Source organism: Nocardia brasiliensis ATCC 700358, assembly GCF_000250675.2.
Classification (GTDB): Bacteria; Actinomycetota; Actinomycetes; order Mycobacteriales; family Mycobacteriaceae; genus Nocardia; species Nocardia brasiliensis_B.
In genome coordinates, this window is record NC_018681.1 from 7,349,488 (window position 1) to 7,373,900 (window position 24,413).

A 24,413-nucleotide genomic window follows, 5' to 3' on the forward strand; every position below is an offset into this window, starting at 1 on the left:
CAGCAGAATAATGCTGTCATGCAGGCCTATCGGCACCATTTCAGGTCAATGACAAGGCATTTCGTGACTGCCGACCGATACTTATTGACCGTCGACGAGCAACTCTCCTACCATGGTTGGACACAGCACTCCTACCACGGAACCACTCTCACACCGGACGACGCGGCTGATTATCACGCTCGGCGGGCGCATTATTCCGGTGTCTTTCAAACGATTCGGCGGCGCGACCGAGAAATTGCCGGTCCCTGCGCGGAATTCGATGTCGCGACAGCCAAGGACTTTTGCATGTCTGCTATAGCAATAGTCGGCATAGGGTGCCGATTCCCCGGCGGAATCGACGACCCGGCCAGTTTCTGGGATCTGGTCCTGCACAAAGGCGATGGGATCATCGAGGTGCCGCCGGACCGGTGGAGCCTGGCCAAGTTCTACGACCCGGACCCGGATGCCCCCGGCCGAATGTATGTGCGCCACGGCGGCTTCCTGACCCGGTCGCTGTGGGACTTCGACGCCGACTTCTTCGGCATCTCGCCGCGCGAGGCCGCCATCATGGACCCCCAGCAGCGGCTGCTGCTCGAGGTGGCCTGGGAGGCACTCGACGACGCGGGCATGGCGGGCCGGGTGAGCGGGCGCGAGGTCGGTGTCTTCGTCGGCGGGTTCATGAACGACAACGCGCTGGTGCGCAGCGGAGCGCTGGCCCGCGCCGCGATCAACAGCCACAGTCCCACCAGCGCGTCGCACACCCTGCTGTCGGCACGGATCGCCTTTCTGCTCGATCTGCTCGGTCCCACCCTGACCATCGATACCGCCTGCTCGTCCTCGCTGGTGGCGCTGCATCAGGCGGTGCTCGCGCTGGAGGCGGGCGAGTGCGCGGCCGCGCTGGTCGGCGGGGCGAACGCGATGCTGCGCCCCGAGGCCTATATCTCGATGTGCAAGGGCCGCTTCCTCTCCGCCGACGGCCGGTGCAAGACCTTCGACGCGGCCGCCGACGGCTACGGGCGCGGCGAGGGCGCCGGGGCAATCCTGCTCAAGCCGCTCGAAGTCGCACAGCGCGACGGCGACCGCGTCTACGCGGTCGTGCGCGGCAGCGGCGTGAACCAGGACGGACGCACCCTGGCCATCCCGGTGCCCAACCCGCGGGCGCAGCAGGCCCTTGCGCGGCGGGTGCACCGTCTCGCAGGAATCGAACCGCACCAGATCGGCTACGTGGAAGCGCACGGCACCGGCACCGCAGTCGGTGATCCGCTCGAAATGCACGCTCTCGGTACCGTTTACGGTGCCGTCGCGGGCCGGGAAGACGCGCTGGCGGTCGGCTCGGTCAAGAACAACATCGGCCATACCGAGGCGGCCGCGGGCGTCGCCGGTGTCATCAAGGCCGCCCTGACACTGCACCACGCGACCATCGCGCCCCAATTCCGCCTGGACACACCCAATCCGGAGATCAGGTTCGACGAACTGCGGCTGCGGGTGCCGCTCGAGCCCGCGCCGCTGCCCCGCATCGACGGACGGGCGGTCGTCGCGGTCAACAGCTTCGGCTACGGCGGGACCAACGCCCACGCCGTCCTCGAACAGGCCCCCGCCCTTTTGCCGACAAAACATGTTCATTCCCAGCCGTTTCCGATACTTCCGCTCTCCGCACGCAACGAGACGGCGCTACGCGAGCTAGCCGGATCGATCGGCGCACTCGCCGAGACGACCGCGACCACGGCCCTTACCGAGGCGGCGTGGACGCGACGAGCCCACCACCCGCTGCGCGCCGCGTTCGCCTATCGCGACGGCGACGATCTGCGGACCCAGCTGGCCGAATTCGCGAGCGGCGGTGGGCAGACCCCGAGCCGGGCGCCGGCTGAGCTCGGCACCGACCCGGTCTTCGTCTACAGCGGTATGGGGCCGCAGTGGTGGGGCATGGGCCGCGGCCTGCTGCGGGCCGGCGGCCGGTTCGCCGCGGTCGCGCACGAGATCGACGCCGTGTTCCGGCCGATCGCCGCATGGTCGATCATCGCCGAACTGCTGCGTGACGAGGCAGACTCGCGGATCACCGGTACCGTCTTCGCGCAACCCGCGAACTTCTTGGTGCAGGTCGCGCTCACCGCGGAACTGGCCGAACTCGGCATCCGCCCGCGCGCGGTGCTGGGCCACAGTGTCGGCGAGGTGAGCGCCGCCTACGTTTCCGGCGCGCTGTCACTGCACGACGCGCTGCTGGTCAGCTACCACCGGTCGCGATTGCAAGCGACCACGGCAGGCCGTGGCGGCATGCTCGCCGTGGGACTGCCCGAGGACACGGCACTGCGGCAGATCGAAGACCTCGACGGGGTCTGTGTGGCCGCGGTCAACTCCGCGAACGCGGTCACCCTGGCGGGCGACCTCGGCGTACTGCAGCAGCTCCGGGAAAGCCTCACCGCCGCAGAGATTTTCGCGAAACCCCTGCGGGTGGAGGTGCCGTATCACAGCCATCTCATGGACCCGATTCTCGACGAACTCCGCGCTGTTCTCGCCGGGCTGCGCCCGACCGTGGCCCGAATCCCGCTGTGGTCCACCGTGACCGGCACGGCGCTGGCGGGCACCGAATGGGGCAGCGAGTACTGGTGCCGCAACGTGCGCGAGCCGGTGCGCTTCGCAGACGCCGTCGGCGGTCTGCTCGAGGCGGGCAATCCGGTGTTCCTCGAGGTGGGGCCGCACCCGGTGCTGCGCGGCAATATTCGCGAGGCGCTCACCCAACGCGGGCTGTCCGGCGTGGCCCTCAGCACGCTGTCGCGCGACTGCGCGGACGAGGACAGCCTGCGGCGCGTGGTCGGCGACCTGTATCGCGCCGGTGTCTTGGATGTTTCGCGCGCACCGGGTGCCGCGGACGCGCCGGTCGAGCACCTGGATCTGCCGAGGTATCCGTGGCAGCGCCGCACGCTGTGGACCGAGGACCCCGCGACACGGCACGACCGCTTCGGCGCCACTTCGGGATACGCGATGCTGGGCGAGCGCACCGGCGCGTCGGCGCCGGAATGGGAAGTGCAGCTGTCGATCACCACCCTGCCGTGGCTGCGTGACCACGTGGTCGAGGACTCGGTGGTGCTGCCCGGGGCCGCGTACCTCGATGCCGCGCTGAGCGCCGTCGCGGTGCGCACCGGCCGCACCTCGTTCGGCCTGGAGGGGGTCGAGTTCGCCGCGCCGCTGATCGTGGGCGCGCACGACGTGCCCGTCGTGCGACTGACGGTCGAGGAGGCCACCCATCGGTTCACTGTCCGCTCCCGCTCCGCGGCGGACACCACCTGGACCGTCAACGCGTTCGGGCGGCTGGTCGAGGCGGACGTGACATCACGGACCGTCGACGTCGCGGCACCGGACGACGCCGTCGACATACCCGTCGACCTGCTCTACGCCGGACTGGCCGAGCACGGCTTGGCCTACGGACCGTCGTTCCGTCTGGTGCGCTCCGCGCACGTCGGCGTGGACGGCGTGCTGGCGCGTCTCGATCTCACTGCCCTGCCGCGGGTTTCGACTCCGGCCTTACCGCACCTGGTGCATCCGGCCGTCATCGACGCCGCCCTGCAGTGCTTCGCCGCGCTGTCGGCACGATCGGCCGGGGACGCCCCCGAGGTCGTCGTGCCCGCCGCCGTCGCGTCGGTCCGCTGGTCCGCGCCGCTGCCGGACGACGAAGTGCGGGTGCGCGTCTCGCGCGCACCGGACGATCCACTGCGTGCCGACATCCACCTCGCCGACGCGACGGGCCGGGTCGCGCTGAGCATGGCTGGAGTGCGGTTCGCGCGGATCTCGGCCCGTCAGGACAGCGTCGAACTGCTGGATCAGGTGTTCTACGAGCCGGTCTGGTCGATCGTGGACGACGCCGGAATCGATACCGACGCCGGCACCTACGCCGACGCCGCCGCCGAGTATCTGCTGGTGCTCAGTCTGGGCAGCACGGTTTCCCAGCGCGCCAAAGAGCTGGCGGCCGTGCGCACCTCGGGCGAACTGCGCACCCTCGGCACCGAGGACGAGACCGCGGCGGATCAGCTGCTCGAACTGCTGCGGACGGCACACGAGCGACCCGGCGTCGAGCGGAGCCGCGTAGTGGTGGTGGCGAATTCGGAACTCGACCCGGTGCACACGGTCTACGCGCTCGTCCTGGTCGCCCAGGCGATCAGCCGGTTGTTCGCCGAGAACACCGACACCCCACCGGAACTGCGCGCCGTCGTGGTGACCGAGCACGCGTTCTGCCTGCCGGTGGACCGGCACGCGAACCTCCCGCACGCGGCCTTGACCGGTGCGCGGCGCACCCTGCTCAACGAGCTGCCCCAGGCGCAGTGGCGGCTGGTGGACGTCGAGGCGCAGACCCCGGCGAGCGAGGTCATCGCGCAGGTCTTCGCCGGCGACCCGCTCGCGGCCCGCGCCGACGAGGTCGCCTTGCGCGCGGGGGCGTGCTGGGCCATGCACCTGCGCCACACCCTGCGCGATCAGCTGGCGAATTGGGACCTCGCGCGCCCGCTCGACCCGGAATCCTCCTTCCGCCTGGAGATCCCGCGCTCCCGGTTGCTGTCGGAACTGTCCTGGCGCGCGGTCGAGCGGGTCGCGCCCGGCCCCGGCGAGGTGGAGATCCGGGTGGACGCCGTCGGCTTGAACTACAAGGACCCGCTCAAGATTCTCGGCGTACTCACCGAAAAGGAGCTGGCCGGAACGTATTTCGGTGTCGAGGTCGGGATGGAGGGCGCGGGCGAGGTGGTCCGGGTCGGTCCCGGCGTCACCGAGGTCGTGCCCGGCGACCTGATGTCGCTGTGCAGCCGCGGCATGGTGACCCGCTACCTCACCATCCGCCCCGACGACGGCGCCACCCAGCGGATGGACATCACTCGCGACAAGGAATTCGACCCCTGCCACTGCAGCTCCGCATTACCGCTGCTCACCGCCGAATTCACGCTGGGCGAACTGGCCAGGTTGCGTGCGGACGAGACCGTGCTCGTGCACGGTGCGGCCGGCGGCATGGGCATGGCGGCGGTACAGGTCGCGCGGCGGATGGGCGCGCGCGTGTTCGCCACCGCGAGCACCCCCGAGCGCCGCGCCGTCGCGCGGGCCATGGGCGCGCAGGACGTCTTCGACTCCCGGTCGGTCGATTTCGTCGAGGACGTGCTGCGACTGACCGGCGGTCACGGTGTCGACGTGGTGTACAGCTCCGCTCCCGGGGAGATCCTGCACCAGAACCTGCGCGTGGTCCGCGAATTCGGCCGGATCATCGAGCTCGGCAAGGCCGATATCTACACCGGCGGCGCGCTCGACCTGCGGCCGTTCGACCGCAATGTGTCGTTCTTCGCCGTCGATGTCGACCGCGCCCTCGCGCACCGCCCGGAACTGGTGCGCACCACGTCCAAACGGGTGATCCACGCCCTGGACACGGAGATCTACGAGGCGTTGCCCTACACCGCGTTCGGGCCGGACGAGGTGGCGCAGGCCTTCGAATCGGTCGTGCGCTCCGCCCAGATCGGGCGGATCGTGCTGGATCTGCGCGCGCCACGGCCCATGGTGCGGCCGAAAGTGCCCGAGGTGTCCATCGACCCGAGCGCCGCCTACCTGGTGACCGGCGGGTTCGGCGCGTTCGGGCTCGCCACCGCCCGCTGGCTGGTGCGCGCGGGTGCGCGCCGGCTGGTGCTCGTCGGCCGCGGCGGGGCGAGCACCGCGGCCGCCGCGGACGCGCTGGCGGAGTTCGCCGCAGCCGGTGTCACGGTGGTGCAAGAGCGAGTGGACGTGGCCGATTACGACGCCGTAGCCGCCCTGATCGAGCGCAGCAGCACTGCCGCCCATCCGCTGCGCGGCGTCTTCCACGCCGCGGGGGTGGTGAACAACCTGGAGATCACCCAGGTCACCTTGGCCTCGCTCGACGCCGTCTTCGCGCCGAAGGTCGCCGGCGCGCTGCATCTGGACAGTGCGCTCACCGCCGCCGGGATCGACCTGGACTACTTCGTGCTGTTCTCCTCGGCCAGCAGCATCGTCGGCATCAGTCCGCAATCCGGTTATGCCGCAGCCAATTCGGTGCTGGACGCGCTGGCGGGCGCACGACGGGCCCGCGGCGCGGTGGCGCTGGCGGTGAACTGGGGCTTCATGGCGGGCGGAGGTATGGCCGACTACGAGGCGATCACCCGTTACGCCGAACTCACCGGCTACCGGTCGGTGGCGATGGACACCGCGACCGAACAGCTGCGCGAATGCCTGCGTCTCGGCCTCCCGCAGATCGCGCTGATCGACGTGGATTGGGCGCAGTGGGCCACCGTGCATCGTCCGTCCGCACGCACCCCGCGATTCGCCGAGCTGGTCGCCGCCGCGGGCGGCACGTCGGGTGTCGGCGCGCTGCGCGCCGAGATCCTGGCGCTCGGCGCCGAGCAACGCGGCGAGGTGGTGGCGTATCTGCTCGTCGAGCAGCTCGCCGTGGTGCTCGGGGTGGGCGCGGACACGGTGGACCTGGACACCCCGCTGCCCGACCTCGGCATGGACTCGTTGATGGGCATGGAATTCGGCGCCCGGGTGGTGAAGGTGCTCGGGACACAGCTGTCGGTGCTGGCCGCGATCGGGCTGACGCTGCGCGGTCTCGGCGCCCGGTTGGCGGAACAGATCGTGCAGGAGGAGCAGCGCATGGCGAGGAGCGATACGGAATGACCATCGATCAGAACGAGGCGCGCGAGCTCGCCCGAGCACTGCTGGCCAAGCACGGTGACGGCGGCGCGGCGAACGGCGGCGCGGGCACCGGAGGCGGGCCGAGTGTCGTTGCCGGGCAAGCGGATACCGCGAACGGTCACGGCAAGGCGGAGCGGGCGACGACCTCCTTCCGCGACCACCCCGGGGTACTGGAGGCCGAGCGGCGTTTCGGCCGCTTCGACAAGTGGCTCGAACAGATGGAGCTGCCGAATCCGTACTACCTGCCACACGAGGGCGTCAACGGCGCCGTCACGCGGATGGCGAACCGGGACGTGGTGAACTTCAGCAGTTTCGGCTACCTCGACCTGGCGGCGTCGCCGCGGGTGCGCCAGGCCGCCAAGGCGGCCATCGACCGGTACGGCACCTCGGCCGCCGCGGTCCGCATCGTCGCGGGCGAATTACCGCTCTACGGCGAGCTGGAACAAGAAATCGCGGACACCTACGACACCGAGGCCGCGATCATCACCGCGAGCGGATACCTGACGAACGCGGCGGCGATCGGATTCCTGCTCGGCAAAACCGATCTCGCGATCTGTGACTCGCTGATCCACAACAGCATGGTGGCGGGCACCGAGTGGGCGCGGTGCAAGCGGGTCACCTTCCGCCACAACGATCCCGAGTCGCTCGAGGCGATCCTGAAGATGTCGCGGCGCAGCTTCGACCGGGCCCTCGTCCTGGTCGAGGGCGTGTACAGCATGGACGGCGATGTGGTCCGGCTGCCCGAGATCATCGAGGTGGCAAGGAAATACCACTGCTCGATCATGATCGACGAGGCGCATTCGTTCGGCGTGCTCGGCGCCCGCGGGCTCGGCGTGCGCGAACTGTTCGACCTGCCCGGCGACGCGGTGGACGTCTGGATGGGCACCCTGTCCAAGGCGATCGGCAGCGTCGGCGGCTATCTCGCCGGAAACCGGGAACTGGTCGACGGTTTCAAGTACGTGGCGGGCGGCTTGAGCATGTACACCGCCGCGCCCGCGCCCGCCGCCGTCGCGGCGGCGCTGGAAAGCCTCGCGGTACTGCGCGACGAACCCGAACGGGTGGCCGCGCTGCAACGCAATGCCCGGTACTTCCACCGCCGGGCGCGCGAAAGCGGTTTCGACACCGGCACTTCCGAGGGCACGCCGATCACGCCGATCATCACCGGCGCCGACGAACCCGCGGTGCTCGGCGCGGTCGCCATGCTGCAGCGCGACTTCAGCGTCAACGCCATCTCCCATCCCACTGTGCCCGCGGGCCGAGCCCGGCTGCGGTTCTTCGTCAATTGCCGGCACACCGAGGAGCAACTCGACCGGGCGCTGGTGACGCTGCGCGACGTGCTGGACGGACTCGCGGCCACGGCAGGACAGCAATCCACTCTCTTCCAGGAGGAGACCTCGTGAAGATTCCCGTCAACAGATCACTCCTGCGCAAAGCCGTCGTGCCCGCCGTCGCCCTGCTGCTGATGGGCGCGTTGTTCGTCCCCGCCCGCAGCGCGCTGCTGCCCACGCACGACGCGGCGGGCGGGCCGATCGCGAGCCGGTTCGACTTCACCCCCATGCCGATCGCGATCCCCGACGGGGTACGCACCGACCGCACGATCCGCGAGGTACGCAAACCGTACGAGAACCTCTCGGCCTGGATCTCCTCGGTCGGCGCGGCCGCCGCGATGAACGATATCGACGGCAACCGGCTCGCCGACGACCTGTGCATGGTCGACGTCCGTTCGGACAAGGTCTATCTCACCCCGACGCCGGACAGCGATACGCGTCGCTACCAGCCCTTCGTCCTGGACTGGGCGCCGCTGCGGGTGGACGACGCCACCGTGCCGTCGGGGTGCGTGCCCGGTGACTACAACTCCGACGGCCGGACCGACCTGCTGGTGCATTTCTACGGCCGCACCCCGATCGTCCTGCTGCAACGGGCCGACGCGACGAAGTTGGACGCCAAGACCTTTCGGCCGATCGACCTGGTACCGGTACCCGATACGCAGGACGGCGGATACCACGGGCCCCGCTGGATCACCGCCGCGGTCGCCGTCGCGGACTTCGACGGTAACGGCACCACCGACATCTTCATCGGCAACTACTTTCCCGACATGGACGTGCTGAAGCAGGACGGCCGGATGGCGCTGTGGATGACCGACTCGTTCTCCAACGCGCTCAACGGCGGCGGCAATCACATCTTCACTTTGCACAGCGCCAGGTCCGGCCCGGATCCCTCGGTCGACTATCGAGAAGTGGACCACCCCTTCCCGATCGGCAAGGCCACCGGGTGGGTGCTCGCCGCCGCGGCTACCGACCTCACCGGCGACCAACTGCCGGAACTGTATGTGGCCAACGACTTCGGCAAGGACCGGATGTTCGTCAACAAGTCGAAGCCCGGCGATATCCGATTCGGTTACGCCGAAGGGCGACGCGGCCTCACCGACCCGAAGTCCTATGTGATGGGCCATGATTCGAACAAAGGAATGGCCGCCGATTTCGGCGACCTGAACGGAGACGGGCTGCCCGATCTGTTCGTCAGCAATATCGCCGCCCGGTTCGCCCTGATGGAGGGCCACTTCGCCTGGTACAACACCGCGAAGGACACCGCCGACGCCGCGGCCGAACTGGGCGACGGCGTGGCCCCGTTCGAGAATCGCGCCCCCGATGTCGGATTGGCTTGGGAGACTTGGGGTTGGGACGCGAAGATCGACGACTTCGACAACGACGGTCGCAACGAGGTGGTCCAGGCCACCGGCATGATCAAGGGCGACACCAACCGGTGGGCACAGATCCAGGAAGCCGGCACCATGAACGACGACCTGGTGAAATATCCACAGGCGTGGCCGATCATCGGCCCCGGCGCGGACCTGTCCGGCAGCGATCCGGTGGGCTTCTTCAGCCAGGACGCGAACGGCAAGTTCGCCAACCTCACCCACGCGCTCGGCCTGGATCAGCCGATCCCGTCGCGCGGCATCGCCGTCGGCGACACCACGGGCAACGGCGCGCTGAGCTTCGCAGTGGCCAGGCAGTGGGCGGATCCGACGTTCTACCACAACAATCGGGCGGACAACGGCCGGTATCTGGGGCTGCAACTGGTCAAGCCGACCGCACCGGGCTCCCCCGCGACCACCGTCGCCGGGCTGCCGGTGCTCGGCGTGCCCGCCATCGACGCCCGGGTCGAGGTGCGTACACCGGACGGCAGGATCCACGCCGCCCATCTCGACGGCGGCAGTGGTCACACCGGAAAGCGCGCCACCGAAATCCATCTCGGCCTCGGCGACGTCGATCCGAACGCGCCGCTGAACGTACGGCTCTGCTGGCGCGACAGCTCCGGCGTGCCGCACGAACAGACCATCCAGCTCACGCCCGGCCGGCACACGGTGAGCCTCACCTCGAACGCTCAGGAGGTCAAGTGATGAGCGGGAACGAAAAACCAGACCCCGGCGCGGCGAACGGCGGACCGGACGCCCGCCCGCCCGATTCCGGAACCAACGGCGGGGCCGCGGCGAACGGCGACGGTCACCCGGCCAACGCGACCGAACGCATTGCCGCCCTGCAACGTTCGGGTGCCGAGTTCGCGAAGGAGTGGGTCCAGACGCCCGCCCCGGCGAAGGACAAGCGCTATCTCGCGCTACGCAACTTCGCCATCTCGATCACCATCTTCAATCTGGTCGGCTTTCCGCTGCTGGGGTTCGAGCAGCCCTTCCTTTGGCCGTTCGTCGCGCTCGCCACCGCATACTCCGTGGAGATCGGGCTGGAAGTCCTTGCGGCGTGGGCCTATCACCGCGCACCAGCGTTCATGGGCCGCGGTCCGCGCGGGCTGTTCGAGTTCCTGCTGCCCGCGCACATCACCGGGCTGGCGTTCAACTTCCTGGTGTTCGCGCACGATCGGCTGTGGCCGGTGATCTTCGGTGTCACCGTGGCGGTGGGTGCGAAGTGGGTGCTGCGCGCCGAGATCAACGGCCGGATGCGGCATTTCATGAATCCGTCGAACTTCGGCATCGTGGTGGTCATCCTGGTCTTCCCGATGATCGCGGTCGCGCCGCCGTACCACTTCGTGGAGTACATCTCGGGGCCGGCCGACGCGCTCATCGTGATCGCGCTGCTGTTCAGCGGCACCATGCTGAATGCCAAACTGACCGGCAAGATGCCGCTGATCTTCGCCTGGCTGGCGGCGTTCGTGCTGCAGGCGGTGGTACGCGGGGTGCTCGACCCGAACACGTCCACCCTGGCCGCGCTCTCGATGATGACGGGCCTGGCGTTCGTCCTGTTCACCAACTACATGGTCACCGACCCCGGCACCACGCCGATGGGCAAGAAGTACCAGTGGATGTTCGGCGCCTCGGTCGGCCTGCTCTACGGCGTCGTCACCCAGCTGCACATCTCCTACGGACTGTTCTTCGCGCTGGTGCTCACCTGCGGCGCCCGCGGCGCGTACTGGTGGGGCCGCGGCCTCGTCGGATGGTGGCAGCGGCGTGCGGTGCCGCTGCCCGAGCCCGCCGAACCCGCACTGGTCGAGGTAGCCGGCCAAACCGTGAGGACCGCACCGGAAAAGGAGGCCGTACGCCCATGACCGGCAGCGCCGAGCTGCGCCGCGTGCTCGGCGCGTTCACCACCGGCGTCACGGTGATCACCACGGGATGGCCCCGGCCGCACGGGATGACCGCCAACGCGTTCACCTCCGTCTCGCTGGATCCGCCGCTGATCCTGGTGTGCGTCGCGCACACCGCCAGGTTGCATCGGGCGATCCGGGAGGCGGGCGCGTTCGCCGTCTCGGTGCTCTCGGCCGATCAGGAGGTGCTGGCCCGCTATTTCGCCGATTCGACGAGACCCGATGGCACGGCACAGTTCCGGCAGCTGGACTGGTACGCGGGACCGCACACCGGCGCGCCGCTGCTCACCGGAACGGTGGCCGGCCTGGAGTGCAAGCTCGACGCCAGCCACGACTGCGGCGACCACAGCATCGTGATCGGCGAGGTCGTGCACGCCGAGCGCCACCCCGACTTCGCCGCTGTCGGGGCACTGGCCTTCTACGACGGCGGCTATCGCCCCTTCCTGCCCTGACGAACGGAGAACCCTGTCATGCCTTCACCTTTGGGCCCGATCCGCTCGGCCTTGTTCGTTCCCAGCCCGGCCAGTGTGCGTTCGGTCATGCGGGGCTTCGAGCAGTCGAACCCGCACGCCGCGCTGGAACTGGAGCAGGTGACCATGCACCTGGTCGGCGGCATCGATAAGGCGGTGCGCAGTTCCGGCAATGCCGAACTGATCACTCAGCTCGCTCAGGTGCCGCCGAAGTATCGCGGATTCGCCTACGAGGGCGCCGCGGTGGGCCTCACCGCCATCGATTCGCTCTCCCCGGGCCACCGGGCCGCCGACCTGATCGCCGGACCGGACTCGAAGATGCACGACCTCACCATGGTCGTCGGGGTCGGGCTCGCGCTGGCGAAGATCCCGAAACCCCGGTGGCGGAACCTCTTTCCGCAGCATCCGCTGTTCCGATGGCTCGCGGTCGACGGTTACGGCTTCTACAAGGCGTTCTTCCAGAAAGCGCGCTACGTGGATCGCCAGTACATCGACAATCGCTATCCGCGCTGGATGGGCGAGCGGGCGAACCTGCGGCGCATCGCGGACAACGGCCTCGGCCGGGCGCTGTGGTTCATCGGCGGCGCAACGCCGGGCCGGGTGGCCGAACTCGTCGGCGGGTTCGCCGAGCCGCGGCGGGCCGACCTGTGGAGCGGTATCGGCATCGCGGTGACCTTCGCGGGTGGCGTCGAACCGGCCGAGCTGGACGCGGTCTGGGAGATCTCCGGCCGATACCGGCCCCAGGTCGCGTTGGGCTGTGCGATGGTCACCAAGATCCGGCAGCAGACCAACAGCACCAACGAGCACACCGAGGCGGCGGCGCGGGTCTTCTGCGGGCATTCCGTCGCGGAAACCGATGCGCTGATGACGGATTCGCTGCGCGACCTGCCCGCGGACGGAACCTCGGCAACGTATCTGCGGTGGCGGGATCGGATCGCCGAGATCGTCACCGCGAGCCGGGCCTGAGGATCGTCGATGCGCGGTCGCAGCGACACGCAGTGGGCCGGCAGGCATGTCATCGTGACCGGCGGGTCGGAGGGCATCGGCGCGGCGGTGGCCGCCGCGGTCGCCCGCCGTGGCGCGGCGGTCTCCGTCATCGCCCGGCGCAAGGCGCCGCTGCGCGACACCGCGCAGCGCATCGGCGGGGACTGGGCGGTCGCCGACGTCACACACCGGGAGCAACTCCGTTCGGCCATCACCGAATTGGAGCAGAAACACGGACCCTGCGCGGTGCTCGCCTGCTGTGCCGGGCTGACCTTGCCCGGCCGGTTCCTGGAGGTCGACCACGGCGAGTTCGAAGTGCAGATGGCCGCGAACTATCTCGGCGCGGTGCACGCGGTGCGCTGCGTGCTGCCCGGCATGATCGAAAGGGCTTGCGGCAAGGTGCTTCTGGTCAGTTCCACGTCGGCATTTCTCGGGATCCCAGGCTATAGCGGTTACGGGCCGACCAAGGCGAGTATCCGGCAGCTGGCGCTGTGCCTGCGCTACGAGGCCGAACCCGCCGGTGTCGGGGTGACGGTCATCTATCCGGCGGATACCGATACACCCGGTCTGGCCAAGGAGAACGTCCGTAAACCGGTGGAGACCAAGGCGATCACCGGTTCCATCCGGCCGATGTCGGCGGACCGGGTGGCCGAGGCCGCGGTGCGCGGGGTGACCCGCGGGCGACACCACATCGCGCTCGATCCGCTGACCCGGTTCTTCCTGGCTTGGGCGAACCTGCCCGAGGATCTCGCGCGGCCGTTCCTGCGGCGCACCATCGCGAAGGCCCGAGCCACCGGCTGACCCGGGCACTCGAAAGCCCGTCCGCGCCGGCACATTCGCCACGCGGACGGGCGTCGCCCGGTCAGCCGAAGAGCACGACGCTCAGCGCGCCGATGAAGACCAGCTGGACCACCGTGCGCAGCGGCAGCGGCATGGTCTTGATGCCGGTGCCCGCCTTGGCCGCTCGGATATTGGCCGGGAACATCAGGACCATCATCGCGATCAACGCGACCGCGGCGAGCTTCGCGGTGGCCGGGATGAGCAGCCCCGCCGCCCCCAGCAGTTCCAGTACGCCGGTGAGCGTGACCAGCGCGGCCGGGCCGGGCAGTTGCGGCGGCACCATGGCGATCAGGGCTTCGCGGCGCGGCGACAGGAAGTGCGCACTGGCGGTGAGCACGAACATCGCCGCGAGGCCGAGCGCGGTGGCGTGCGGCCACGAATCGAGCCACTCGGGTCCGGCCAGCCCACCGATGAACCGAGCCGCTGCGGTGATGACGACGAGAACGATCAGCGGTGCCATCAGGCCTCCTCCATGTCTTGCGCTGGATCAGCTGCCCGCGCCCAATCTTGACAGTGGAAAGATTATGACGCGCCCGCAAACTTGTCAATGACTAGATACTCGGGCACCATCGAGACATGGCGAAAACCGGCTACCACCACGGCGATCTGCGGGCCACCATCCTGGCCGCGGCCGCCGCGCAGATCGCGAGCGACGGCGTCGACGCGGTATCGCTGCGGGAACTGGCCCGCCGGGCGGGGGTCTCGCACGCGGCGCCCGCACATCACTTCGGCGACCGCGCGGGCGTGCTGACCGCGCTGGCGGTCGAGGGTTTCGAGTTGCTCGGGGCCGCACTGGAAGCCGCGGGGCCGGACTTCCGCGAGGTCGCCGTCGCCTACATCCGTTTCGCGCGCGAGCATCCCGGCCACTTCGACGTGATGTTCCGCCACACGCTGTTACGCGGCGACGATCCGCGCTTGGCCGAAGCCCGGCTGCGGGCCGGCGCCGCGTTGCGCGGCGGCACTGTCACCATCCACCCCGGCGACGCCGACCGGCAGCAGTCGACCCAGCTCGCGGCCTGGTCCCTGGTGCACGGCTTCGCCGCGCTGTGGCGGGAAGGGGCACTGGACAATTCGAGTCTCGCCGCCGGTGCCGATCCCGAGACGCTGGCCCGCCGGATGCTGGCCACGGTGCACTTCGACTGACCGGCAAACTTCCCCGCCGGACAGCAAATCCCGGACAACGTGAACAACCACCGCGCCCGTACGGCACAGTGGGGCAGCAGGATTGCGGAAAGGAGCTGGCGCCACACCCGTGGCCGCCGTCGACACGATGGACATCCATGCTTACCCGACCGAGTGCACCACCCCGGTGACCCTCGCCGAAGCGGAACGACTCGCCGAGCGCTACCTGGCCTTCGACGCGGACGCCGGGCGCGGCGTCACCAACCGGATCACCGAGTTCGACAGCTGTTTCGTCGTCGTGGCCACCTTCGCGCCCCCGGCGCCCACCGAATCCCGCACCCCGCCTGGACCGCTGCCCATCGGCGGCACCGTGAGCACCATCGACAAAGCCTCCGGGGCGATCACCCTGTGGCCGACCTACCCGCCCGACGTGGTGGCCGGACACCACGCCACCGCCGTCCAGAACGGCACCCTCATCGTCGAGGAAACCTGGCCCAGCTGACTGCCGGCGCCGGGCCTCGTCGCTCGAACCCCGTGTCGGGAAACGCATTCGAGCGTCGCACCCGGCAACGAGCAGCCGCGGCCGCGGTGATCCCGGTCTCACCCGTCACATTCAGCGCACGTCTCTCGTCATCTCTGTAGACAGCCACAGAAAAGACAGGACGAGATCATGACCGGCACGATTCTGGTTACCGGTGGGACCGGGACCTTGGGGCGACAGGTGGTTCCGCTGCTGGTGGCGGCAGGGGCCGAGGTGCGGCTACTGAGCCGGAACGCACAGGAGCCCGCGGCCGGAATCGAGTACGTGACCGGCGATCTGCTGACGGGCGCGGGGGTCGCGGCCGCGGTCGACGGCGTCGACGTGGTGTTGCATCTGGCCGGCGGACCGAAGGGCGACGAGGTGGTGACCGCGAACCTGATGGACGCGGCGGCCAGGGCCGGGGTCCGGCACCTGGTGTACATCTCGGTGATCGCCGCCGACGCGATCCCGCTCGGCTATTACCGGGCCAAGACGGAATCGGAGCGGATCATCGCCGAGTCGGGCGTGCCGTGGACCACGCTGCGCGCGGCCCAGTTCCACGATTTCGCCCTCGACGCGGTGCGCGCGCTGGCGAAGCTGCCCGTGGTGCCGATTCCGAGCGGGATGCGGTTGCAACCGGTCGACGTACGCGAAGTCGCCGTTCGGCTGGTGCAGTTGGCGCAGGCGGAACCGGCCGGACTGGTTGCGGACCTCGCCGGACCGACCGTCTACGAACTGGCCGAGGTGGTCCGAGGCTACCTGCGGGCCACCGGCAAGCGACGGCTGCTCCTGCCCGTGTATCTCCCCGGCAAGGTGGGCAGGGCCTATCGGGCCGGCGCGAACCTGGCCTTCGACGGCACCCAGCTCGGCGAGCTGACCTGGGAGCAGTTCCTCGCCGACCACGTGGGCTGAGCGTCGCGGCGACTCATCCGTGCGGGGGAGGCGCGGATCAATCCGGAGGGTGAGGCGGTGCGGGCCGGGCGCGGCCCACACTGATCGCTGTGCGCAGGACAGTGAGGGCGGCCGTCGACGGGACGACCCGGCGGGTGATCGAGCGACTACCGCCCGGCGCGGTTGATCTCGGCTTGACCGCGGTGGTCACCGTGGCGAGTGTGGGGCCGGCGGTGCTCGCGCGACAGCCGTCGTGGGTCGTCCTGCTCTCGGCCCTCGCGTCCATACCGGTGTGGTGGCGGCGGCGCGCACCCGTGACGACGTTCTTGATCGTCGGCCCGGCGATCACGCTGCTCGCCTGCGCGCACGCGATGCCCGCACTGCCGTACGGCACCATCGTCTGCGCCTACACCATCGCGGCCTACAGTCCGTCCGGCCGACGGCACGTGGCCTTCGTCGCGGGCGCGGCCGGCATCCTGCTGTCGCTGATCATCCCCGACGAGAGCCCCGACTCGTACGCCTACGCGGCCATGTCGTTCCTCACGGCGTGGGCGCTCGGCACCGGGGTGCGGGCCCGCCGGGCGCAGATCGAGATGCTCGAGGAACGCGCCCGCAGGCTCGAGGAGGAACGCGGCGCGGCACTGGACCGCGAACGCCTGCGCATCGCGCGGGACATGCACGACATCATCACCCATTCGGTGGGTTCGATGATCGTGCAGGCCGAGACCGGTCCCCTGTTCACCGGCACCGACCCGGCGCGCGCCGACGCGGTCTTCGGTGGCATCGCGGAGACCGGCCGCGTTGCGGTGCAACAACTTCGACGCTCGCTGGGCGCGCTGCGCGGCGAGCCGGCCGATCCACCACATCAACCGGGCATCGAGGCGATCGCCGATCTCGTCGCACTGTCCGAACGCACCGGTCTCAGCACGGCCCTAACCGAGGACGGGCCGCGCCGCGCGATCGCCGACGAGGTCGCGGTCACCGCGTACCGGGTCGTGCAGGAGGCGCTGACCAACACCGCGAAGCACGCGCGAGCCAGCCGCGTGCACGTGCTGCTGCGGTGGTCCGATCACGCACTCACCGTTCGTGTTTCGGATAACGGCGCGGGTCCCGCAAGCGCGCCCCGGCCCGGATACGGACTACTCGGGATGCGGGAGCGGGTCACCGGCTCGGGCGGCACGCTGCGGCACGGCCGTGCCGCGGAGGGCTTCGCGGTCGACGCCGAACTTCCACTCGGACAACGGGGTTGACCATGCGCGTACTGGTGGTCGACGACCAGGACCTGTTCCGTGCGGCGTTCAGCCTGATCCTCGACGCGGATCCCGGCATCACGGTGGTCGGCGAGGCCGCCGACGGCCTGGAAGCGATCGACAAGGCAGACTCGCTCGCCCCCGACGTGGTGGTCATGGACGTGCGCATGCCACGGCTGGACGGCGTCGCCGCCACCCGGCGCATCTGCGCCCGAACCTCAGCGAAAGTGTTGGTACTCACCATGTTCGATCTCGACGAGTATGTCTACGACGCACTACAGGCCGGCGCCAGCGGATTCCTGCTGAAGGATCTGCGCCGCGAGGAGCTGATCGACGCGGTGCGCGTCGTGAACGCGGGCGAGGCGCTGCTGGCGCCCACCGTGACCCGGCGCCTGATCGCCGAGCTGAGTCACCGCGGCAGCCCGCGCCCCGAGCTGACCCGGCGCCTCGACGAGCTGACCGAGCGCGAACGAGATACGCTGCGCGAGCTCGCGCGCGGCCTGTCGAACGCGGAACTGGCGGCGGCGCTGACGGTCAGCGAGCACACGGTGAAAACGCATGTCAGCTCGGTGCTCTCGAAACTCGGGCTGCGTGATCGGGCGCAGGCAGTGGTGTTCGCCTACGAGGCCGGACTGGTGGTGCCGGGCGCGCGCCGCTGACCGCGCTCTCCGCCGTAGGAGTGAGTCGCAGACCGCTCGTCTCGGCGATGTGCACTACCCCGCGCAGCTCGAATATTCATGGGGTGAAACGTTTTCTACTCGCCGCACTGGCGATCTCGACCTCCGCTCTGCTCTGGCATCTCGGCACCGGCTTACGACCGCTGCCCGGACTGGCGATCCTCGCCCCGCTCCCGGTCCTGCTGCTCGTCCCGCGGGTATCCGCCGCAGCGGCCTTCCTGGCCGGAGCCTTGTCCTGGCTCGGCGTGGTAGCCCAGCTGTGGCCCTATTTTCTCGGCACGCTGGAACAACCGGCCCCCGTGACGGTTCTGCTGCTCGGTGGGACCACCGTGCTGTTCGGCGGCGTCGTCGTGCTCACCCGCGCGCTGTTGCTGCGCGGGCGAGCGGGTTTCGCTGTGCTGGCACTGCCCGCGGGGTGGGCGGCCGTGGAATTCCTGCTGGCGGTGGCGGGTCCGTTCGGCGCCTGGTGGAGTATCGCCTACAGCCAAACCGACCTGCTGCCCCTGATCCAGACGGCCTCGCTCACCGGCGTGTGGGGCATCACCTTCCTGATGCTGCTCCCGGCTGCTGCGATCGCGGTGCTCTGCGCGCCGGAAATCACTCGGGCACAGCGCCTTCGCACGACGGGCGCGGTAACCGCCGGAGTGGTCGTGTTGTTCGCGTTCGGCTGCTGGCGACTGGCCGTGACGCCCGAAACCGACACGGTCGCAGTGGGGTTGGTCGCGGTGACGCAGCCGCCGGAGTACGTCCCCGTGGACTCCGCGGACGGACGCGAAATGGTCTCCCGTGCGGTCCGCGAGATCGAGCAACTCGCCGACCGCGGCGCCGAGGTGGTTGTGCTGCCCGAAAAGTCCTGGCGGGCCGATGATGCCACGCTCGCGCTGCTCGCCGGGCCGCTGACGGAGGTGTCGCGGCGGCGCGAGGTCCACGTGGTCGCCGGCCTCATCCTGACCACCGGCGGCACCAGCTACAACGCCGCCATCGAATTCCCCTCCGGCGTGCGCTACGCCAAACACTTCCTGATCCCGGGCCTGGAGGACGAGCACCGGCCGGGCACACAGTGGCAGCAGGTGCCCGGCCGGCCGTGGGCCTTGGCGATCTGCTACGACCTCGACCATCCCGATCTGGTCCGGGAGAACCAGCGCCGCGGTGCGCGTTTGCTCCTGGTGCCCGCGCTCGACTTCACCGACGACTATTGGTTGCACAGCCGGATGGCCGTGCTGCGCGGCGTCGAATCCGGCCTCGGCGTGGCCCGCGCGCCGCAACTCGGCGAATCGGTGGCCAGCGACAGCCGCGGCCGGGTTCTCGCCGCCGCGCGCACCGACGTCGGCGTCACGCGGACCGCGTTCGCACGGATACCACTGACCGAAGAGTCCACCGTGTACGCGCGGTTCGGGAACTGGTTCGGCTGGGTCTGCGTGGCGGTGTGCGTCGGTGCCCTCGTCGCGGCGGCCGGAGGTCGAAAGGCCGGTGCGTCGCGCATCGATCAGCCGGGCTGATGCGCGCGGGAACCGCGCGCAGACAGACCGTTATCGTTCTGTGACTATTTGCACAGCGGCCCCCTTCGTCGCAGGTCACACCGCGTGCGGGCCGAATCCGCCGCGGCACCGCCTGTTTGCGCTGGTTGAAACCTGGGTATCGGTCTATTTCGTGCCCAGTCTCTGGTTGTCAGGTCGCCCGGAGGTTGGAAGCGAGGTCAACGTCCGTCCGCGGACTGGAGAGGATATGCAGTGACTGATCAGAAACCGGAGAGTTTTCCGTTACGGCGATCGGTCGCCGCGTCCGCGATGGGCAACGCCACCGAATGGTTCGACTACGGCGTCTACGCGGCTACCGCGACTTACCTCACCGATGCCTTCTTCCCCGGCGAACTCGGCACCCTCGGCACCATGCTCGGCTTCGCCGTCTCCTTCGTGCTGCGCCCGCTCGGCGGCATGGTGTGGGGACCCCTCGGTGACCGGATCGGCCGCAAAGCCGTGCTGGCCACCACGATCCTGCTGATGGCCGCGGCCACCGGCGCCATCGGCATCCTGCCGACGCACAGCAGCGTGGGCGTGTTCGCCCCGATCCTGCTCATCGGCCTGCGGGTCGTGCAGGGCTTCTCGACCGGCGGTGAATACGGCGGCGCCGCAACGTATCTGGCCGAATGCGCGTCCGACAAACGGCGCGGTTTCCTGGGCAGCTTCCTGGAATTCGGCACGCTCGCGGGCTTTGTCGGCGGTTCGGCCACGGTGCTCGCCTGCCAGCTCGCCATCGGCTCCGACGCGATGCACGACTGGGGCTGGCGCATCCCGTTCCTGCTGGCCGTCCCGCTCGGGCTGGTCGGCTGGTACCTGCGTTCGCGGCTCGACGAGAGCCCGGTGTTCACCGAGGTCGCGGAGGTCGCCGAGCAGACCGATCAGGAGCATCGGCCCGGCGGCCTGCACGGGCTGCGCGAACTCGTCACCACCTACCGGCGGGAACTGCTCACGCTGGGCGGGCTCGTCGTCGCGCTCAATGTCGTCAACTACACGCTGCTCACCTACCAGCCGACCTACCTGCAGAAGACCATCGGCATCAGCGAATCCGGCACCACCGCGATGATGCTGATCGGCCAGACGGTCATGATGGTCACGCTGCCGTTCTTCGGCCGCCTGTCCGATCGCGTCGGCCGTCGTCCGATGTGGTTGTTCTCGCTGGTCGGGCTGGCGGTGCTGGCCCTGCCCATGTACTGGCTGATGGGTCAGGGCACCGCGTGGGCGATTACCGGATTCATCGTGCTCGGCCTGCTCTACGTCCCGCAGTTGTCGACGATCAGCTCGACCTTCCCCGCCATCTTCCCGACCCAGGTCCGCTACGCGGGTTTCGCGCTGGCCTACAACGTCTCCACCGCGGCCTTCGGCGGCACCGCTCCGCTGGTCAACGAGGCCGCCATCGAGTCGACCGGCTGGTCGCTGTTCCCGGCCGCGTACATGATCGGCGCCAGCCTGATCGGCCTGGTCGCCTGGTGCTTCCTGCGCGAAACCGCGGGCACTTCGCTGCGCGGCACCGAGGTGCCCGACGCGGGCGAGGACGCACCGGCCATCGTCCCCGCCGGACCCGCGGGAGCCGCCCTGGCGCCCTGACCCGAACGACAGCACGGAAATGGCCTAGGCGATTCTCGATTTTCGCCTCGGTCATCTCCTGTTTTCCGGACCGGTCAATTCTCTCGAAATTGCGGTAATCCCCGATAAACACCTGAACATGCGGACTTGCCAGCGGTACCGGTGGTTATCGCAGATCGCCGCGCGCCCGCACTAGCGTGTTGAACGGTTGATATCCACGCAGATGTACCACTTCGATCAGAGAAGGGGCTACACATGATTTACAAGCTAGGAACCGCGGTCGCCGCCGGGGCGGCCGCAGCCCTGCTGTTCTCCGGCGCCGCCGGAGCGCACGCGTTCGAGCCCGGGCAGGACGCCAAGCCGCCGACGACCGAGCAGTGCGAACAAGGCACGAGCCCGCAATCGGGCGACGTCCCCGCCGACGGCACCGGCAACGGCAACGGCACCGACGGCGAGCAGTCCGGCGCCCAGCCGAGCGGCACCTCCGACCCGCTGACCGGCATGCTGGACAGCGGCAGCGCGAAAGCGCCGATCGCGCAGCCCACCGACGACAACGGCAGCGCTGACGCGCCGGGATGCCCGGACCAGAGCGGTACCGGCAACGGCGCCCAAGAAGGCATGAGCACGGCGCCGAACGGTGCCGCACAGCGCAGCGGCGGATCCGACAGCAATGGCGGAACCCCGAAGAGTGGCGGCACTGAGAAGAACGGCGGCGCGGAGAAGAGTGGCGGCGCCGAGAAGAACGGGTCCGGCAAGAAGGCCGAATAACCCGCCACCATCGATAGACGATCCGTTCCGCGCGGCGAAGTCCGCTCAGCGCGCGGTAAAAGCGGAATCATCCAGCGTCGCCGTCCGGGTTCACCCCCGGCGGCGACGCTTTTTTTGACACCGATTCGGTGACTTCTCCGCGTTTCATACCGACCAGTTTTGCTCATAGTGATCTGAGCCACTATCGTGTTGAACGTTTGATCAGCACGTACGCATGTACCACTTCGATACGAGAAGGGGCTTTACATGAAACGCATGATCGGATCGGCGGCGGCTGCTGGCGTAGCCGTATCACTCATCTTCACCGGCGTCGCCGGGGCCGTTCAACCCGGACCAGGCGCAGCGCCGGGTGCGCAGGGCGGCGCACAGGTCGGCCCGCAGGGCGGCACCGCGCAGGGCGGCGCACAGGGCCCCGGCGGCGCGGGCGCGAACGGCGGCGCGCAAGTCGGCCCGAACGGCGGCGGCCTGCAGGGCGGCGCGCAGGCACCCGGCGGAGCCGGAGCAAACGGCGGCGCACAGGTCGGGCCCGATGGCGGCACCCTGCAGGGCGGCGCACAAGCACCCGGCGCGGGCGCCAACGGCGGCGCACAGGTCGGCCCTGACGGCGGCGGCCTGCAGGGCGGCGCGCAGGGACCCGGCGGCGCGGGCGCGAACGGCGGCGCACAGGTCGGTCCAGACGGCGGCGGCGCGCAAGGCGGCGCACAACTCCCCGATCCGTCCGAGCTGCTCAACGGCCTGCCCGGTGGCGATCTGCTCAACGGCCTGCCCGGCATGGGCGGGAACGGCGGGGCAGCGCTGCCCGGCATGCCTGACCTGAAGCTGCCGTTCTAGCTCCGGCAGCCAGGTATCCCATCAGGGCGGTGCGGACCGCCCTACGGTTTCGCTGACGGTCACCACGCGGCGCACCCGGTAGCCGTGCCTCTTGCCGGCGATCAGGAGGCCTCGGCCGCAGCGAACCGGAGTCGTTCGGCGTCGTCGCCGGGTCATGCTCGGCGACGACGCCGTACGACGCACATTCGACAGCAGCGCGAGGGAAAGCACTGGCGACCGGACCCGGTGATCGACCACAAAGGAGCAGCAAGACAGGTCTTTTTCACGCATAGTGCCGAGCCGGTGACGATTTGGGCGTTTGATGTTCGAGTACGCATGTACCACTTCGAGGCGAGACATCGAGACGAGAAGGGGCTACACATGAAGCGCACGATCGGGATCGCGGCCGCCGCTGGGCTGACCGCGACATTCATGTTCGCGGGCATCGCCGCAGGCGCGCCCGACTCGGCCGCACCTGCCGCACCCGCACCTGCCGCACCGGCGGCACCTGCCGCACCCGCACCAGCCGCACCGGCGGCACCCGCTCCAGCGGCACCCGCGCCGGACGCACAGGCGGCTCCCGCACCGGCGACACCGGCACCGGACGCACAGGCGGCTCCCGCACCGGGCGGCGCGGCACCGGCCGCGCCTGCTCCTGGCGGGACCGGCACTCCGGACGCGGCGGCACCGGGCGGTGGCACGGGCGGCGACTCGGGCACCAAAGCGGCCCCGGATGGCGGGGCACCGAGCGATCAGGGCGCGCAAGGTGGTGCGGGCGCGCAGGACAAAGGCCTGGCGGGCAACGTGCAGACCTTGACCGACAGCTTGAGCAAGCTGAACGATCTGCTGAAGCCGCCCGCTCCGCCCGCGGCACCCCCGGCCGCGACCCCCTAGCGGCACGGCACCGAATATCGAACTCCCGCACCTGCTTCGGGGAAGTGGTGCGGGAGTTCGGCGTTCGCCCCGACTACAGCGGCGTCACATAGGCGCCGGAGATCCCGCCGTCCACGAGGAACTGGGACGCGGTGATGAACGAGGCGTCGTCGCTGGCGAGAAACGCCACCGCGGCGGCGATTTCCTCGGGTTCGGCGAAGCGGCCGGTCGGAATGTGCACCAGGCGCCGGGCCGCGCGCTCCGGGTCCTTGGCGAACAGCTCCTGCAGCAGCGGCGTGTTCACCGGCCCGGGGCACAGCGCGTTGACCCGAATCCCGTTGCGCGCGAACTGGACTCCCAGCTCGCGGCTCATCGAGAGCACCCCGCCCTTGGAGGCCGTGTAGGAGATCTGCGAGGTGGCCGCACCCATCACCGCGACGAACGAGGCGGTGTTGATGACCGAACCCTTGCCGCGTTCGAGCATGTGCTGGATGGCGTATTTGCTGCACAGGTACACCGAGGTCAGATTGACCTCCTGGACCCGTTTCCAGGCGTCCAGGCCGGTGGTGAGGATCGAATCATCTTCCGGCGGTGAGATTCCCGCGTTGTTGAACGCGATATCGAGTCCGCCGTAGGTGTCGACCGCGGTTTGGAACAGCGCCTCGACCTGGGCCTCATCGGTCACGTCGACCTTGACGTACAAGCCGCCGACCTCGGTGGCGGCCGCCTCGCCGCCGACGGCGTCGATATCGGCGACGACCACCTTCGCACCCTCCGCGGCGAAGCGACGGACCGTGGCGAGGCCGATGCCGCTCCCGCCGCCGGTGACGACGGCGACTCGATCCTGTAAGCGCTGCAAGGTATCTCCTGTCGGGTATTGA

19 protein-coding genes are annotated in these 24,413 nt (G+C 69.5%); 17 read left to right on the top strand and 2 right to left on the bottom strand.

Annotated elements, in window-relative coordinates; translation table 11 throughout:
• Positions 1 to 285: 285 nt before the first annotated feature.
• The 7 genes from O3I_RS32645 to O3I_RS32675 are packed head-to-tail and all read left to right on the top strand — an operon-like array spanning position 286 to position 13,499.
• Positions 286 to 6,630 (top strand): type I polyketide synthase, encoded by a 6,345-nt coding sequence (locus tag O3I_RS32645; protein WP_041563011.1) that lies wholly within the window; start codon positions 286 to 288, stop codon positions 6,628 to 6,630.
• On the top strand, positions 6,627 to 8,048 hold the full coding sequence (locus tag O3I_RS32650; RefSeq protein ID WP_014987298.1) for an aminotransferase class I/II-fold pyridoxal phosphate-dependent enzyme: 1,422 nt from the start codon (positions 6,627 to 6,629) through the stop codon (positions 8,046 to 8,048). The genes O3I_RS32645 and O3I_RS32650 overlap by 4 nt, the downstream gene beginning before the upstream one ends.
• Positions 8,045 to 10,048, top strand: coding sequence for a CRTAC1 family protein (locus O3I_RS32655; RefSeq protein ID WP_014987299.1), 2,004 nt, complete (start codon positions 8,045 to 8,047; stop codon positions 10,046 to 10,048). The genes O3I_RS32650 and O3I_RS32655 overlap by 4 nt, the downstream gene beginning before the upstream one ends.
• On the top strand, positions 10,048 to 11,205 hold the full coding sequence (locus O3I_RS32660) for an RnfABCDGE type electron transport complex subunit D (RefSeq protein WP_014987300.1): 1,158 nt from the start codon (positions 10,048 to 10,050) through the stop codon (positions 11,203 to 11,205). The genes O3I_RS32655 and O3I_RS32660 overlap by 1 nt, the downstream gene beginning before the upstream one ends.
• The gene (locus tag O3I_RS32665; RefSeq protein WP_014987301.1) at positions 11,202 to 11,696 is read left to right on the top strand and encodes a flavin reductase family protein; all 495 of its coding nucleotides are present in this window, start codon (positions 11,202 to 11,204) and stop codon (positions 11,694 to 11,696) included. The genes O3I_RS32660 and O3I_RS32665 overlap by 4 nt, the downstream gene beginning before the upstream one ends.
• Before the next feature lie 18 nt (positions 11,697 to 11,714).
• On the top strand, positions 11,715 to 12,680 hold the full coding sequence (locus O3I_RS32670) for a DUF1702 family protein (protein WP_041563012.1): 966 nt from the start codon (positions 11,715 to 11,717) through the stop codon (positions 12,678 to 12,680).
• Positions 12,681 to 12,689: 9 nt separating this feature from the next.
• Positions 12,690 to 13,499, top strand: coding sequence for an SDR family NAD(P)-dependent oxidoreductase (locus tag O3I_RS32675; RefSeq protein WP_014987303.1), 810 nt, complete (start codon positions 12,690 to 12,692; stop codon positions 13,497 to 13,499).
• Positions 13,500 to 13,560: 61 nt separating this feature from the next.
• Here the strand turns inward: O3I_RS32675 and O3I_RS32680 are convergent, their stop codons facing one another.
• Positions 13,561 to 13,998 carry a DoxX family protein gene (locus O3I_RS32680; protein ID WP_014987304.1) on the bottom strand — a complete coding sequence of 146 codons (438 nt, stop codon included), beginning with the start codon at positions 13,996 to 13,998 and terminating at the stop codon, positions 13,561 to 13,563.
• 116 nt (positions 13,999 to 14,114) lie between these two features.
• Here O3I_RS32680 and O3I_RS32685 point away from each other — a divergent pair, with 116 nt between their 5' ends.
• From O3I_RS32685 to O3I_RS46615, 10 genes are all read left to right on the top strand, one after another.
• Positions 14,115 to 14,681 (top strand): TetR/AcrR family transcriptional regulator, encoded by a 567-nt coding sequence (locus O3I_RS32685; RefSeq protein WP_014987305.1) that lies wholly within the window; start codon positions 14,115 to 14,117, stop codon positions 14,679 to 14,681.
• Positions 14,682 to 14,790: 109 nt separating this feature from the next.
• Positions 14,791 to 15,162, top strand: coding sequence for a hypothetical protein (locus O3I_RS32690; protein ID WP_014987306.1), 372 nt, complete (start codon positions 14,791 to 14,793; stop codon positions 15,160 to 15,162).
• A 168-nt stretch (positions 15,163 to 15,330) separates the two neighbouring features.
• Positions 15,331 to 16,092, top strand: coding sequence for an SDR family oxidoreductase (locus tag O3I_RS32695; protein ID WP_014987307.1), 762 nt, complete (start codon positions 15,331 to 15,333; stop codon positions 16,090 to 16,092).
• A gap of 89 nt (positions 16,093 to 16,181) precedes the next feature.
• Positions 16,182 to 17,321 carry a sensor histidine kinase gene (locus O3I_RS32700; protein ID WP_202804893.1) on the top strand — a complete coding sequence of 380 codons (1,140 nt, stop codon included), beginning with the start codon at positions 16,182 to 16,184 and terminating at the stop codon, positions 17,319 to 17,321.
• Positions 17,318 to 17,980: a response regulator gene (locus tag O3I_RS32705; protein ID WP_014987309.1), complete on the top strand. Its 663-nt coding sequence runs from the start codon at positions 17,318 to 17,320 to the stop codon at positions 17,978 to 17,980. The genes O3I_RS32700 and O3I_RS32705 overlap by 4 nt, the downstream gene beginning before the upstream one ends.
• Positions 17,981 to 18,063: 83 nt before the next feature.
• Positions 18,064 to 19,497 (top strand): apolipoprotein N-acyltransferase, encoded by a 1,434-nt coding sequence (locus O3I_RS32710; RefSeq protein ID WP_014987310.1) that lies wholly within the window; start codon positions 18,064 to 18,066, stop codon positions 19,495 to 19,497.
• Positions 19,498 to 19,785: 288 nt separating this feature from the next.
• Positions 19,786 to 21,102: an MFS transporter gene (locus O3I_RS32715; protein ID WP_051066802.1), complete on the top strand. Its 1,317-nt coding sequence runs from the start codon at positions 19,786 to 19,788 to the stop codon at positions 21,100 to 21,102.
• Between the two features lie 234 nt (positions 21,103 to 21,336).
• Positions 21,337 to 21,849 carry a hypothetical protein gene (locus O3I_RS32720; RefSeq protein WP_014987312.1) on the top strand — a complete coding sequence of 171 codons (513 nt, stop codon included), beginning with the start codon at positions 21,337 to 21,339 and terminating at the stop codon, positions 21,847 to 21,849.
• A 246-nt stretch (positions 21,850 to 22,095) separates the two neighbouring features.
• Positions 22,096 to 22,680 (top strand): hypothetical protein, encoded by a 585-nt coding sequence (locus O3I_RS32725; RefSeq protein WP_014987313.1) that lies wholly within the window; start codon positions 22,096 to 22,098, stop codon positions 22,678 to 22,680.
• A gap of 360 nt (positions 22,681 to 23,040) precedes the next feature.
• Positions 23,041 to 23,553 carry a hypothetical protein gene (locus O3I_RS46615; protein ID WP_014987314.1) on the top strand — a complete coding sequence of 171 codons (513 nt, stop codon included), beginning with the start codon at positions 23,041 to 23,043 and terminating at the stop codon, positions 23,551 to 23,553.
• A gap of 73 nt (positions 23,554 to 23,626) precedes the next feature.
• On the opposite strand, the gene O3I_RS32735 is transcribed toward O3I_RS46615, so the two are convergent.
• A complete protein-coding gene (locus O3I_RS32735; protein ID WP_014987315.1) occupies positions 23,627 to 24,391 on the bottom strand; it encodes a 3-oxoacyl-ACP reductase in 765 nt (254 codons plus the stop codon).
• Between the last annotated feature and the right edge of the window lie 22 nt (positions 24,392 to 24,413).

Bases quoted from the DNA above. Each gene is read 5' to 3' on its own strand.
- O3I_RS32645 (WP_041563011.1), top strand. From the start codon at position 286: ATGTCTGCTATAGCAATAGTCGGCATAGGGTGCCGATTCCCCGGCGGA.
- O3I_RS32650 (WP_014987298.1), top strand. From the start codon at position 6,627: ATGACCATCGATCAGAACGAGGCGCGCGAGCTCGCCCGAGCACTGCTG.
- O3I_RS32660 (WP_014987300.1), top strand. From the start codon at position 10,048: ATGAGCGGGAACGAAAAACCAGACCCCGGCGCGGCGAACGGCGGACCG.
- O3I_RS32665 (WP_014987301.1), top strand. From the start codon at position 11,202: ATGACCGGCAGCGCCGAGCTGCGCCGCGTGCTCGGCGCGTTCACCACC.
- O3I_RS32670 (WP_041563012.1), top strand. From the start codon at position 11,715: ATGCCTTCACCTTTGGGCCCGATCCGCTCGGCCTTGTTCGTTCCCAGC.
- O3I_RS32675 (WP_014987303.1), top strand. From the start codon at position 12,690: ATGCGCGGTCGCAGCGACACGCAGTGGGCCGGCAGGCATGTCATCGTG.
- O3I_RS32680 (WP_014987304.1), bottom strand. From the start codon at position 13,998: ATGGCACCGCTGATCGTTCTCGTCGTCATCACCGCAGCGGCTCGGTTC.
- O3I_RS32685 (WP_014987305.1), top strand. From the start codon at position 14,115: ATGGCGAAAACCGGCTACCACCACGGCGATCTGCGGGCCACCATCCTG.
- O3I_RS32695 (WP_014987307.1), top strand. From the start codon at position 15,331: ATGACCGGCACGATTCTGGTTACCGGTGGGACCGGGACCTTGGGGCGA.
- O3I_RS32715 (WP_051066802.1), top strand. From the start codon at position 19,786: ATGGGCAACGCCACCGAATGGTTCGACTACGGCGTCTACGCGGCTACC.
- O3I_RS32720 (WP_014987312.1), top strand. From the start codon at position 21,337: ATGATTTACAAGCTAGGAACCGCGGTCGCCGCCGGGGCGGCCGCAGCC.
- O3I_RS32725 (WP_014987313.1), top strand. From the start codon at position 22,096: ATGAAACGCATGATCGGATCGGCGGCGGCTGCTGGCGTAGCCGTATCA.
- O3I_RS46615 (WP_014987314.1), top strand. From the start codon at position 23,041: ATGAAGCGCACGATCGGGATCGCGGCCGCCGCTGGGCTGACCGCGACA.